General features: G+C 42.9%; 10 protein-coding genes. 1 reads left to right on the top strand and 9 read right to left on the bottom strand.

What is annotated here, in order from left to right; all coding sequences use genetic code 11:
* Nucleotides 1-302: 302 nt before the first annotated feature.
* From ACTNES_RS03270 to ACTNES_RS03305, 8 genes are all read right to left on the bottom strand, one after another.
* On the bottom strand, nucleotides 303-932 hold the full coding sequence (locus tag ACTNES_RS03270) for a DUF7575 domain-containing protein (protein ID WP_291816820.1): 630 nt from the start codon (nucleotides 930-932) through the stop codon (nucleotides 303-305).
* Between the two features lie 124 nt (nucleotides 933-1056).
* On the bottom strand, nucleotides 1057-2475 hold the full coding sequence (clpX, locus tag ACTNES_RS03275; RefSeq protein ID WP_291810020.1) for an ATP-dependent Clp protease ATP-binding subunit ClpX: 1419 nt from the start codon (nucleotides 2473-2475) through the stop codon (nucleotides 1057-1059).
* Nucleotides 2476-2661: 186 nt separating this feature from the next.
* Nucleotides 2662-4086, bottom strand: a complete 1425-nt coding sequence (locus ACTNES_RS03280) for a S1C family serine protease (protein WP_291810017.1) — start codon at nucleotides 4084-4086, stop codon at nucleotides 2662-2664.
* Between the two features lie 222 nt (nucleotides 4087-4308).
* Complete coding sequence (locus ACTNES_RS03285; protein ID WP_441038504.1) at nucleotides 4309-5307, bottom strand: glycosyltransferase family 2 protein; 999 nt, start codon at nucleotides 5305-5307, stop codon at nucleotides 4309-4311.
* 81 nt (nucleotides 5308-5388) lie between these two features.
* Nucleotides 5389-6831 (bottom strand): LCP family protein, encoded by a 1443-nt coding sequence (locus tag ACTNES_RS03290; protein ID WP_441038505.1) that lies wholly within the window; start codon nucleotides 6829-6831, stop codon nucleotides 5389-5391.
* A gap of 16 nt (nucleotides 6832-6847) precedes the next feature.
* Nucleotides 6848-8251, bottom strand: a complete 1404-nt coding sequence (locus tag ACTNES_RS03295; RefSeq protein WP_291810007.1) for an undecaprenyl-phosphate glucose phosphotransferase — start codon at nucleotides 8249-8251, stop codon at nucleotides 6848-6850.
* Between the two features lie 178 nt (nucleotides 8252-8429).
* Nucleotides 8430-9386 (bottom strand): glycosyltransferase family 2 protein, encoded by a 957-nt coding sequence (locus ACTNES_RS03300; protein WP_291810004.1) that lies wholly within the window; start codon nucleotides 9384-9386, stop codon nucleotides 8430-8432.
* Nucleotides 9368-11293, bottom strand: coding sequence for a glycosyltransferase family 2 protein (locus tag ACTNES_RS03305; protein ID WP_291816823.1), 1926 nt, complete (start codon nucleotides 11291-11293; stop codon nucleotides 9368-9370). Before ACTNES_RS03305 ends, ACTNES_RS03300 begins: the two co-directional genes overlap by 19 nt.
* 352 nt (nucleotides 11294-11645) lie before the next feature.
* Here ACTNES_RS03305 and ACTNES_RS03310 point away from each other — a divergent pair, with 352 nt between their 5' ends.
* Entirely contained in the window at nucleotides 11646-12941 is a 1296-nt protein-coding gene (locus ACTNES_RS03310) for a D-alanyl-D-alanine carboxypeptidase family protein (RefSeq protein WP_441038507.1), read from the top strand.
* Between the two features lie 193 nt (nucleotides 12942-13134).
* On the opposite strand, the gene ACTNES_RS03315 is transcribed toward ACTNES_RS03310, so the two are convergent.
* Nucleotides 13135-14586, bottom strand: coding sequence for a DUF2142 domain-containing protein (locus tag ACTNES_RS03315; protein WP_216459150.1), 1452 nt, complete (start codon nucleotides 14584-14586; stop codon nucleotides 13135-13137).
* Nucleotides 14587-14662 lie beyond the last annotated feature (76 nt).

A 14662-nucleotide genomic window follows, 5' to 3' on the forward strand; every position in this document is an offset into this window, starting at 1 on the left:
ACATGCAGGAAGCATTGGAATACGGACAAAGTGCCGCCTGATTGTTATTTTGTGGGTTAAAACATTGATTTTTCAAGGTGCTAAGCTTATTTTTAATGTGGGAAGTTTGAGTTTTTAATTGTAATGTAAAACTTTTACATATCTGTAAAAATAAGTTTCCCCTTTCTGCCGCTGTTTCGTAAAATATTGCAGCATCTTTTGCTTACATATTACACGTATAAAGCCGCTGCCTGAGATATTCATGCTCTCACGCAACGGCTTTATCCTGCTGTTTATCTATGTACTGCTATATACAGTTTTGTTTATTCTTCGGTTTTCTCTTCTACCGTTGTTTCCTGTTCGGACTGTTCTTCCACTGGTTCTTCTTTCGGCTGTTCTTCCACTGGCTGCTCCTGTGCAGGCTCTTCTGCGGCATCTGCTGCCGGTTCTTCTGTCTGTACTTCTTCGGACTGTTCCTCTGTCTGCACCTCCTCTGTGCCATTACTCCCATCATCAGTTTCCTCGTCCTGTACTGCTTCTCCCTCTACATCCTGTGCCGGTTCAGGAGTTGGACATGGTGTTCCACAATATGGGCAAAAACTAACTGTAATGTCCACTTCCCTCTCACAGGACGGGCAGATCTTCTGTCCCTTTAAATTCGCTGCATTATCTTTAAATTCTCTGATCTTCAGATAATGCTGATCAATCTCCTGGCATAAAGAACTTAACTCATTGTCAATTCCGTCACCTTCGGAGTGTCTTCTGTAGATCACATCTCCGATATCTTCTTTAATTTTCGCAATGATACGTTCTTCACCTGCAATCTTATTGCGAATCTTCTGTGTCTCGATCGTCTGCTCTGCACGGGCTCCAATCTCCTTTGTTGTCTTTCCCAGTTCTTTTGTTGTTTTTGAAATTGTCTTAACTAATCCATCAAAAAATTCTGCTGCCATAATATTACCCCTTTCCATTACGTTTGCTTTGTTGCTTCTATATCTGCTGCCGAAGAAATTCTATTCTTCCTGCAGAATTCTCAGCCTGCGTCAGATCATTTTCATAATATAATTCCTGTCTGAATCAGTGAGTTCCCTCCAGCAGTGCCGGTTCCTGCCCACGCAATAAGATTCTTGGTCCACCATTTCCCTCAATATATTCTCTGGTGATCACTACTTCTCCGATATTGTCATCCTTCGGAATCTCATACATAATATCCAGCATATACTCTTCCAGGATCGCACGGAGCGCTCTGGCACCGGTATCCTTCTCCAGAGCTTTCGCAGCAATCGCATGAAGTGCTCCGTCTTCAAACTCCAGTTTCACTTCGTCCAGTGCCAGAAGTTTCTGATACTGTTTCAGGATTGCATTCTTAGGTTCCTGCAGGATCTTCACAAACATGTCCTCAGTCAGTCCATCCAGCGTAAAGATGATCGGAAGTCGTCCGATAAATTCCGGGATCATACCAAAATTACGGATATCTTCCACAGTCACCTTCTGAAGCAGATTTGGATCATTGTCATATTTGTCCTTAAGATCTGCATAGAATCCAATGGATGCCTGCTTGTTCAGTCTCTCCTTGATGATGTTCTCCAGATCCGGGAAAGCACCTCCGCAGATAAACAGAATGTTACGTGTATTCACTGTTACCAGCGGTACCATTGCATTCTTACTGTTGGCTCCTACCGGAACTTCCACTTCGCTTCCTTCAAGAAGCTTCAGCATTCCCTGCTGTACTGCTTCACCGCTGACATCTCTCTGGTTGGTGTTCTTCTTCTTCGCGATCTTATCGATCTCATCAATGAAAATAATACCGTGCTCTGCACGTTCCACATCGTTGTCTGCTGCTGCCAGAAGCTTAGATACCACGCTCTCAATATCATCTCCAATATAGCCAGCCTCTGTCAGAGATGTCGCATCTGCGATCGCAAGCGGCACATCCAAAAGTTTGGCAAGTGTTTTTACCAGATAGGTCTTACCGCATCCGGTTGGTCCGATCATCAGCATATTGGATTTCTCAATTTCTATTTCATCCATAGTATCTGTTGCTACACGTTTATAATGATTATAAACGGCTACAGACATTACTTTTTTTGCTCTCTCCTGTCCGATCACGTACTGGTCAAGAGTTTCTTTAATCTTATGCGGTGCAGGAATATTCTTCAGATCCAGAGCCGGTTTCGCTTTTTTCTTTTTCTTCTTTGCTTTCTTAGGCTGCTGTACAGGATTCTGGAAACTGCTGAGGTCGATCATGCTCACATTCGGCATATTCAACAGATCTGAATAATTAAATTTTCCATCATTGAACTGCTGGTTCATGGAATTGAAACTCTTCTGCATGCAGTCTGTGCAGACATGAATATTATTCGGCAGCTCAATCATCGGGCCTGCCTTGCTCTCCGGTCTGCGGCAGAGGAAACAGTATTTCTCTGATTTGTCCTCTTTCTCTTCTATATCTGTGTCATTATCTATGATTTCATCATCATTATAGATTTCGCTCATAATGACTCCTTTCTGTCTGATTCTGCTGCCGGCGGTCTTCGGCAGTCAAATATTTATCGTAACTGCTTCATGTCTTCATAGTTACCTTAAAATGCATTATACCATATTCTGACCCTATCACAAAATGAAAGTTTTATAAACTTGCAAAAAGACACCGCCGTTTCCGGCGATGCCCTGCTTTACTATTTATTCATTGTCCGGTCTGGTACCGAGAGTCAATTCTATGGTACTTTCTTCATATACACCATTATTAGCTCTTGCTATGACTGCTTCTATTTTCTCTCCTGATTTGTAATACTGCAGCTTATCCATCAGATCATCACCATCACTGACTTTCTGGCCATCAAACTTCACAATAATGTCTCCCTTGCAAAGGCCACTCTCCTGTGCCGGTGAATTCTGTTCTACGCCTCTCACAAAAGCGCCCGTCGGCATATTGTACATCTGAATCGCTTCTGTTGTAAGATTTGCAAGAACTACTCCCAGATATCCTTTCTCACTGGAGTCTACTTTCTCTCTGGTCTCACGGTTCATCAGATCTTCCAGAATCGGTTTTGCTTTGGAGATCGGAATTGCATATCCCATGCCTTCTACGGAACTGTCTGCATACTTCGCAGAGTTAATACCGATCAGCTCACCTTTCATATTCAGAAGTGCGCCGCCGCTGTTTCCTGGATTGATCGCTGCATCTGTCTGGATCAGACCTGTACTGTCCCCATCATCTGTAGAAATCGTTCTGTTCAACGCGCTGACCCATCCAGATGTTACTGACTGTCCATAACCTAATGCATTACCAATGGCAACTACCTGCTGTCCAACTACCAGATCATCTGAACTGCCGATCTGAGCAATCTTGATCTGGCTCAATGTATCCTCTGGAATGTCTGCTTTCTTTACTGCAACAACTGCCAGATCATTATCTGCATCCGTACCCTTGATCTTCGCACTGACTGCGTCCTCTACATTCAGATCTCCGTTGTCACCTGCATTGACAGTCTCTGTTTCTGCATTTGTCACATCATCTCCGATAAAGCAGACACTTAATGTTGTTGCACCTTCAACTACATGATTATTGGTAGCGATCAGAAGCTCATCATCATTATCTCCTACAATAATTCCAGAGCCGCTGGCAGCACTCTTATATTGACGGGATCCATAACCAAAGAAACTTGGAATCTCCTGAACACTTACAGTAGTGATAGCAACGACAGAGGGCATAGAAGCCTGTGCTACTGCTGCTACTGTTCCATTCTCGGAAGCTGTATCTGCAATCGTCTGCTCATCTGTACTGCCTGAATCTGAGACTGCTTCCTGCAGATTCACGCTCTGTGTTGTTCCTATCTGTGCAGTAGAACTACCTGTATTTAAAAATCTGTCTGCTGTAAAGTTCGCAGCCTGAAATACAACTGCTGCCACCAGTCCAAAAATCACCGCCAGCGCAACAGTTGTCTCTGCTTTCTTCTGAAAAGAATTTCGATTCTTCTTATGCTCTGAGGGACCGGATGTATTTAAAGCAGGTCTGGATTCCTCATGGAATTGATAGTGTTCGTATCTGGGCGGCTGCTGTCCGGAATCGTTCCGATTCTCACCCCAGTTTCTCTCATCATTCATGTAAATCTGCTCCCTTCTGTCCCTGTCAGTCACTGTTCATCCAACATAATTTATGAAAATATCCAATCTGTTTGAAAAAGAATTTATCACCTGCAAAATGAACAATAACTCTTATCTGGATTCTGGATTCAGTATAGCAATTAATTGTGTTCAAAATGTGACAATAATCGTAAATTGGCGTGTCCTGACTACACCATTTTCCGGCGGTCAGACGCCCTTCCCTTACTTCTCATTTCTATTCCAATAATAAGGACTCATAGTACATGCCAGCACTACTTTACGCGGAAGCTTTTTGTATCTTTTTCCCAGAAAATATCCCGCATATTTCATACCGCTCTGCCAGATCAGCTGTGGAATAAGCCAGATATGTCCTGTCTTTATCAGATAAGCCAGGCTCTTTTTTACCAGACGGATTCCCTCACCTTCAGAAGGAACACCCTCAAAAATCTCCGGATGCTCTGCCTGTGACACGCCCAGGTCAAAATTCCGATGGAACTGCTGCCTGCCAGAATAATTATGGGAATGATATACTCTTGCATCTGCAGCATAGGCAACCGCATAACCATTCTGAACCATCTTTCCCGCATAGATCATGTCCTCATTAAAAATTGCCCGATTTACAAATCCGCCCATTTTCTCATAAATTTCTCTGTCATATGCTGCGCATACATTCGAACAAAAATACGTCTTAATTCCATATTTATTAATATCATTCAGGGCTTTCACGTAGGACTGATCCGGATAATTAAAAGAACGGGTGTAACGTTCCAGGAATCTGCAATCTGTTTTCGGCAGCTGTCTCGCATAGGCAGCTCCCGTCTGTTCATTCTCTGTAACTGCATGTACCAGATTTCCGATCAGTTTCCGGTCTGCGGGAAGTGCATCCTGTGTCATAAAAACCATGATATCTGCCTCTGAAAGCCCTGCTGCTTTTTTTCTGGTTCCGCCATGATCAAAATCTTTCTGTTCCAGATGATGAACTTCAAGGAGCGGGCATTTCTCCCAGTCCTTATTCCAGTATTGTTCTCCTGTGTTCATTACCAGGATCCTGTCAGGACGGTATTCCTGTTCCTCCAGTCTGTGGAGGAGTTTTCCAAATTCTTTGTCAGGACGATACGATGGAATGATCACGTCTACTGTTTTTTTATTCTGTTTACCTGTCGAACCTTCATCTGTATCTGTATGATTTATATAATTCTTATTTTTACCCGGATTATCCATTCTACATACTCCTTATCTGAAAGAAAGGACCATCCTTTCCGATGGATGGTCCTTTTCAGTAATACTTATTTAATTTCTCTATTATTCTTCACCTGTTCCGGAATCTGCATCTCCACCGTCTTCGAATCCACCGTCTCCACTGGTATCATCTCCACCGGAATAGTCATCTCCGCCTGAGTAGTCATCTCCACCACTGGTATCGCCACCACCGGAATAGTCATCTCCACCACTGGTATCACCACCACCGGAATAATCATCTCCACCACTGGTATCACCACCACCGGAATAATCATCTCCACCGCCAGAATAGTCTCCACCACCGGAATAATCATTATCATAGTCGTTATCGTAACTATAATCTCCACTGGTGTCATAGCTGCTATCAGAAGTATTATTCTCAGACCATACAAATGTGTCTGTTGTAGTTGTGGTATCCTGTGTAGTAGTCTTCGCTGCATCATCCAGCTGGCTCTCACCGCCTACGATCTCAAGAATCTTATTGCTGCGTGTTACTACCTCTGAAGATGGAGTATAATCCTGATCATCATACAGGAACTTATGAAGTTCAACTACATTGTTCTCCAAATCTGTAGGAACAATGATACTGCCTTTGATATTGGAGAATTTGAATTTCTGCGGGAATCCTGTACTGTCAGTAAATTTGTATCCAACCAGAGTCGGGATCAGTCCCAGAATATCCTGTTTGGAAAGAGAGGTTGTTACCATTGGGAATACATCATCCATAATCTTAAAGATAGAGGAAAGACCTGCTATCTTTGCTTTATCAAAGAGCATTCCAAGTACACGTCTCTGACGCTCTGTACGTCCCATATCCAGACTTGCTGTATAACGGATACGGCAGTAAGAAGTTACCTGTACACCATTCAGATGATAAGTTCCAACTATTGCTTCCTGATCCTCCGGTTTCGGTTCCGGTTTCTCAATCGGAGTATAATCCTTGCCTGTCAGTTTGGAAGTCTCAACACAGAAATTGTTCATATGCTCAATCTCTGCATAGGACAGTGGCATATCCAGACCTCCAAGATCATCTACCACTTCTACGAGTGCTGAGAAATCTGCTGTTGCATAATCCGTAATATCCAGATCCAGATTTGTATTCAGCATGGAAATCGCCTGCTCCGGTCCGCCATATGCATAGGCCGCATTTGCCTTTGTATAAGTCTCATCTCCGACATTGAGAAGTGTATCTCTGTATACAGATACCATTCGTACTTCTTTAGTGTCATTATTGACACTTACAATAATCATGGTATCACTGTTCTGTGCTGAATACCGAGATTCCTCTCCACGAGTATCAATACCAAAAAGCACATATGTCTTATATCCCGTCATCTTTGGAGCTTCTTGATTGACAATTACTTTCTCTTCATCCAGTTCCGGCTGCTCAATCTTGTCCAGTCTGGAGGAAATCTGTCCGTACACATACAGTCCGCCAATGAACAGTAACAGTACGATAATCTCAAGTACAAACAGTACTTTTCTCTTTTTTCCTGGTCTAGCCATACTCTTTCCCCTTATCTTAATATGCATTCTTGTTTATAAATCCCTTGAAAAATGTAAGGAATATGATCTTAATATCCAGTCCGATGCTCCAGTTCTCTATATAATAAAGGTCACATTCAATCCTTTTTTTTATGGAAGTATCTCCACGGTAGCCATTTACCTGAGCCCATCCCGTAAGTCCCGGACGTACCTGATGCTTCACCATATATCTTGGAATTTCTTCTCTGAATTTCTCAACAAAAAACGGTCGTTCCGGTCGCGGTCCCACAAGGCTCATATTGCCTTTCAGGATATTAAAAAGCTGCGGGAGCTCATCAATACTGGTGTGACGCATAAACTTACCGATTGGAGTAACTCTCGGGTCGTTCTTTACTGTCCATGCCTTCTTCTCTTCTGCCTCCGGCTGCACTTCCATGGAACGGAACTTATACATCCAGAATGTCTGGTTATGAAGGCCTACCCTTTCCTGCTTATAGATCAGAGGGCCCGGTGAAGTCAGCTTAATGATCAGACACATCAGAATCATTAACGGTGAAGTCACGATAATACCAACGATCGATCCTACAATATCCATAGCCCGTTTGATCAGTGCATTAAATGTATTATTCAATGGTACATAACGGATGTTGATGACCGGAAGCCCCAGAATATCCTCTGTATATGGCTTTGTTGGAATGATCTTATTATAGTCCGGAATGAATTTCGTGTGTACTCCTGACTTTTCACACAGAGCTACAATCTCTTCCAGACGGTAATATTCACTCAGTCCGAGTGTGATCGCGATCTCATCCAGACGGTTCTCCGGAAGGATAATATTCAGATTGGCAATTCTTCCAAGTACCTTAATACCCCTGTATTCTGTTCCCGCAGGCACATTGTCATCGAGAATCCCACGGATCACATATCCCCACTGAGGATTCGCAAGAACACGGTCAATATATTCTTCTGCTGCACGGCTGTATCCTACGCAGATCATCTGCTTCTGATTAAGTCCTTTCTCACGCATATCTCTGAGAAGAGTAAAGATCAGCATTCGTGTGCACCACTGAAGTATGATATTGATCACATAGAACATAATATAAGTGGAACGGGAATAGTCCCCCTCATTTACCATATAAAATGTGAACATGAGAATAAGGAGCCCGAGCGAATTGGCTTTTATGATATTAGCCAGTACAAGTCGGCGCCCCTGCATCCGCATAGGAGTGTACAACGTGAATGCCTGATACAAAAGCAGATAAACAGGTATGATCAGAATCAACATCATCATGTACTGCTGGAAACTCCTTGTTCTAACTGCCGTTGCAGCCATAGGACCTACGAAACGGATCATCCATGCAAGAAAGTAAGAAATCACCAGTACAATTGTATCAACAAGCATATGGAGACGACTGAAATTCTTTTCATTGTCCTTTAACAATCTTTTGTCACCTCATTTTTTCATTGCCTTTCGGCAAGGTCAAAAAGATTCTTTTGACCTCAGTATCCTTATATTATAATAGTTGATTTGCAAAAGCAATAAAATCTTGTTCTGAATTTTATAAAATTTCTATGAATTCTTTTGTTACTATTTTATATGTTTCAGTGCTTCTTTCTTATCATTCGCGGAAGCGCCTGAATATATTCACCCACAATTCAAACTGTATTTTAAAATAGTTTGGCAAATTCCGCATTTTGAAGGATACTTTGCGATTTTTTTCACTGATCTGAAATCCATTCTTGATCCCTGCAATGTATTCTCTGCCAAAACCTTTCAAAGCAAAGAATAAAATCTTAACCCCAAAACCGGCCACAAGAAACGGCAGGTTCAGAATGATCTGTAAAACCGGCATATTCTTGTAGATCAGATAAATATTATTTCTGGAGGAATAGCGGATCTTGAACTGATTATATCTGGAACCGCTTGTGCCGCTTCCCACATGATATACCATCGCGTCCGGCGCATACCAGTTCTCATATCCATGGATCCTTGCCCGGTATCCTACGTCCATATCTTCCAGATAGGCAAAATGTTCCTCGTCAAATAAACCGATCTTGTCGAAAATCTTCTTTCTGTAAATAGCAGCACCTGCACAGGAAGCAAAAATCTTCTCCTCTTTCTCATAGGTATGGATATCTTTTCCCTTACCTCTTGCATAGGCCCATCCAAGTGCACAGTAATAATTTCCTGCATCATCCAGTTTGTCTCTGTCATGGAACTGGATCATTCTGGCAGCACAAGAAAACGCTTTTGGATGTCTCCGGATCGCTGAAATCATTTCTTCGATAAAATTCTCTGTCACTTCAATGTCATTATTTAAAAGCAGTACATATGGCGCCCTGGACGCTTTGATCCCCTCATTGACCGCTTTACAGAATCCAAAATTCTCCGGCAGTTCGATCAGATGTACCCACGGATATCTGGCAGAAACAAAAGCACAGCTTCCATCACTGGAACCATTATCCACCAGAATCACCTCAAAATTATTCACAGTCTGGCATTCCAGTCCTGCCAGTACGCCATCCAGATAAGCCATACCGTTAAAGTTCGGAATAATCACTGATACTTCCTGCATGATTTCCTCCCCGTATTCGCTGATTTCTCTTTGTTCTGTCCTGTCTTCATCTCTGCAGTCTCCATTCCCGGAATCGGTTTTAGGGAATAATTCCATTTAGTAAGAGACAGATTCTTGTTATAGTAAGGATCTCCATTCTTAAGAATATCAAGCCAGTGACAGCGCATATATTCGATTTCTGTCTGGAAACGGCGAACTTTCTCCTTACTGTCCTCTGCTCCTCTGGTCTTCGACTCCATATGATAAAGCTTTGCATATGGATCATATACGATCAGATGATTATTCTTTCTTACTTTCAGGCACAGATCCACATCGTTAAATGCCACTGCCAACTCTTCGGTAAATCCTCCTGCCTCCTCAAAAACTTCTTTCTTCATCATCAGACACGCTGCCGTAACTGCACTCATATCCTGAAGCAGGGACGCTTTGTGAAGATACCCCGTCCGGTCTGCCGGCATATCTACAAACATGTGGCCTGCAATGCCGCCCATTCCAACTACACATCCTGCATGCTGGATCGTATTATCCGGATAGATCAGCTTTGCTCCCACTCCGCCAACTTCCGGGCGCTGGCATACGCCAAGCAGTTCTTCCATCCAGTCCGGATTAATGGATTTAATATCATTATTCAGAAAAAGCAGATACTCCCCTTTTGCATGTGCTACGCCAAAGTTATTGATTGCTGAATAGTTGAATTCTTTTCCCCAGCGCAGAAGATGAATTCTCGGATCCTTTGAAAGTTCTTTGTAATATCTGAAAATCTCATCGGTAGTACTGTTGTTCTCTATAATAATAATCTCAAAATTCTGATAAGAAGTGTTGCTATTTAACATTTCCATACAGGTCTGGAGGGTTTCTTTCTCATCCTTATTCGGAATGATCACGGATACCAGCGGTTTTCCCTGTACAGGATATTTCACACGGTAGAATCCAAGATCCTGGGTATGGCTTACTACTCCTTTGGTTTCTGTTCTCTCAAGGTTTGCCTCTATTGCTCTCTTTCCGGCTTCAAATGCGTACATCTTACTTGCAGGGTTGTCAGCAGTAGATGCCTTGTGAGTTCTCCAGTGGTAAAGGATCTCCGGAACATGCAGAACTTCTCTGGCATTCTCCGTGCATCGGAAAATAAAGTCATAATCCTGTGCTCCGTCAAACTCCTTACGGAAACCGCCTGCCTTCTCCACAATGCTTCGGCGCACGACAAAGAAATGACAGATATAGTTATTGGAACGCAGCAGATCCAGGTTAAAGTCCGGTTTCAGATGTGGCTGGAAATGCTCGTCCAGTTCTGTGGTAACTTTGTCCTCATCCGTGTAAAGTGCGTCTGCCTGCGGATGATCCTGTAATGCCTGCACGATCTCATACAATGCATTCGGTGCCAACAGATCATCATGATCGAGAAGTCCCATAAACTCGCCTTTTGCCATGGAAAATGCCCGATTTGTGTTCTCTGCAATTCCCAGATTCTCTTTGAGATTGCAGAATCTCACCCTGGAATCTTTTGCTGAATAATCTGCCAGAACTCTCTGCATTTCTTCATTGTCCGGGCTTGCGTTTGCAATGCACAGTTCCCATTCCGGATAGGTCTGACTGATCAGCGATTCGATCATCTGCTTCAGGAATTCCACAGGTGTCTGATAAGCCGGTACCGCAATGCTGATCAGTGGTCTGTAGTCAAATTTGTGTTTCTTCTGCGCTTCCAGCGTTTCCTGATCTGGAACGTATGCCTGGTACCATGGGCCATATGGTACTTCTTCCGGCTCGAAACGTTCATGCAGCCTGATCCAGAATTCTTTTGGGCCGTAATGTTTCAGATAGCGAAACCCTTTCTGGATCGTGTAAGGAGAAAGTTTCTTCAGCATTCTCGTCCACTGAATCTTTCCTCCTGCTGATTGTTTTCTGCTCATATATTAACCTCGATTTTTTCTATGATTTTTTATTTTAACATTGTATGATATTTTTTGCAAGAAACGCGGAGAATGTGTTATACTGCTTTTGTATGCAAAGTTACTGTTCACACACCACTATCCCGCGAGGTGTTTTGGCATGAATATGCCAAAATCCCGAGACATACAAGCCAAAATTCCATTGCCGCAGGCAATTTGGAATGAATTTTGGCTACGTTACTGCGAACGGAGTGAACAGTAACTATGCAAAGGTTGCTGTTCACTCCGTTCTCAGTAATGCGCTTCGCGATGCACAGAGTGAAAAGTAACTTTACCTGATTATTAGATTTTAACACAGGAGTATTATTATAACATGAAGAAAAAAAGAATTACCGCAGCTCTGCTGGCTCTGGGACTCAGTACCGTTACTGTCTTTTCCCAGCTTCCGGTTTTTGCTGCTGAAGAAGCTGCTGAGATAACTGATACAGACCAGGCAGCTGCCCAAGCACAGGTACAGACAGCAGACCCTTCCATCGTTACTACAAACGGAACTGACGGATGGCCGCAGGCTTCTGATATTTCCTCCACTGCAGCGATCGTGATGGAGACTTCCACTAACACAGTCCTTTATTCCAAGAATGCAGATCAGCCGCTCTATCCTGCCAGCGCAGTCAAAATTATGACCTGCCTGCTTGCCCTTGAGAACAGCAGTCTGGATGAGCAGGTAACTATGACAGCTACCGGTGTATCCGGTGTCACAGACGGAGGAGCCAATATTTCCTCACAGATTGACGAAGTGTTCACTATGGAACAGTGTCTGTATGCTATTATGGTTGGATCTGCAAATGATATCGCCCTGCAGGTTGCGGAACATGTAGGAGGTTCTGTGGATGCGTTCGTACAGAATATGAATGCCCGTGCACAGGAACTTGGATGTACCAATACCGTTTTTACTAATCCGACCGGTCTTCCGGATGAGAACCAGCATATAACTGCTCATGACATGGCACTGATCATGGAGACTGCCATGACAAATGAAACATTTCGAACGATTGCTGCAACCACTTCCTATACAATCCCGGCAACCAATGTTTCCGGCGGTGAGCGTGTACTTACAAACAGTTTCACTATGATCAACAATGCCAGTGACGGTTATTATGAGCCATGTATCGGTGGAAAAGAAGGTTACACTGAAGCTTCCGGAAGTACTCTGGTATGCGAGGCTTCCAAGAATAATATGAATCTTGTATGTGTTGTGTTAAACGGCGCATCCGGTGTCACAGATGACGAGGCAATTGCGCTTCTTAATTATGGATTTGACAATTTCTCTCCTCTGACTATCGCAGACAATGATTTCAACCGTATCTCCGGCGGTACGGTCATTACACCAAACGGTGCTACTGAGGACAATCTGACTACTGAGGATACTTCTTCTGACGGACAGATCATCCGTCAATATTACTTTGGTGGAGCACCTGTAGGAACTGCAGTTCTTGAAGATACTGAGCAGGAGACAAATGAGGCCGCTGTCACAGGTCAGAAGAATATGGAAGCAGCACAGAAATATTCTGCTTCTCATACGACAACTCCATATTATATTATCGGAGCGATCGGAGCGGCATTTCTGCTGTTCTTCCTCTTCCTGCTGATCAAAGTGATCAAGTCATAATAGCCCTGTCTTCAGGATTCACCAGGCAAATAAAAGAATATCAAAAACGGGAATTACCTTCTAATGTGGTAATTCCCGTTTTTCATAATCCAGTCAAATGGATAAAATCATCTGCTTCGCTACTTGCTCATAACCCAATAACGTTAATCCTAAAAAGTATTTTTCGATACATAGCTGCATAAATCAATCATTTTTATTTCGCATAATATGGAAGCACCAGAAATGCCCAGCATGCAAATGGTGCAATAACAAATAATGCAGTCAGTACTCTGTAAATCCAGCTTCGTATTTTCTCATTTCTGACCACTCTGGTAAGAATATTATCCCATCCTACAGTCACGAAATACATCAGCGGATACAGCGCAGGAATAATATATCTTCCCTGTGCCTGATTGTCGCTGTAGTACACATAATCCATAAATAATCCTACAGGAATCAAAATCGCCAGTATCATGATCAGATGAAAAATGCCCTGCTTATTCCATTTCCTGGAAATTACTTTTGTCTTTATTTTCCAGGTATCTGTGCCTACGGTTTTCTTCTGTGTAACATACATTCTCTTTTTCAGTCTGTACATTCCTTTTACAAAGAATGTACTGAGAATGCCTGCTGCAAAAAATACCATATACAGCTTGCTGACCGTATAAGGCATGTAAATTTCCATCAGTCCAAAGGTACCGATAAAACTTACACAGACAGTCACTACCCAGTTGTGATACCATCCCGGATCCTGATAGATCAGGATGTCCTTCCATGTCCATCCCAATTTCTGCGGAGTCGGATAATTGGACGGCCGGTAATCCTTTAACGCATATTTCTCTGCACAGGCGGCGCTTGCTTTTCTTCCAAGAATATCCCCGTTGTATAAAAGTCCGTTTCGGATGAACCACCATCCGCAGAGTCCCAGTGTCACACCAGTGATCGCCAGTCCTCTGCTGAAAAGGAATTTTACTCTCTGTCCAAAAGCTTCTTCTCTACACAATAAAATCGTCAGACAGAAGAAGAAAAAGCTACACAGGATCCATCCATATGCATTGTAATAGGACAATGCACAGATTGCCATTCCCACAGCAAGAAGAATACAATTCTTCCAGGTCCAGTCCTCTTTCAGATAAGAGGCCCATACATACAGAAGCATGGCTGCTGCCAACAGTGCCAGAGAATCCGTATTTACATAAGTTCCCAGAAAAATCGCCTGAGGCATAAATCCTGCCAGTGCTGCAAATAACCATCTCGCTTCTTTTGAGTACTTCTCCTTTGAAAATAATTTTCCGGAAGCTTTTACCAGAAAATATACTGCACCTGTGACAAACAGCACATCTGCCATACGCGCAGCACGGAACATATAGTTTCCTGGGTTTCCAAAGAATCTGACGATCCGCATAAAAACTGCAGAAACCATATAGGATACTACCGGGTAATACGCATAGGAAATTCCCCAGGTAGCGTTTCGTACTGCTTCATCATCACCCTTTGGCAGTGCTCCATGATGAGTATAAATATAGTTTGCAACAAGATATCGCATATGTTCATCCGGTCCTGCATTAAACGGCTGGGTCATCGCCCAGACCGTCAGAATGATAAACGCAAGGAGTACAAAAGCTATGGTCATGCTTTTTTCATTAATCTCTATTTTCTTTGACATATCTTCTTTCACATTCATTTTTATTTTCAGAATAACTGTTCCGTACCTTCACAGTTACAAGTCAAAATCCATGGAT

Origin of the sequence: Blautia sp. HCP3S3_D9 (genome assembly GCF_052063845.1) — a bacterium.
GTDB lineage: Bacteria > Bacillota > Clostridia > Lachnospirales > Lachnospiraceae > Blautia_A.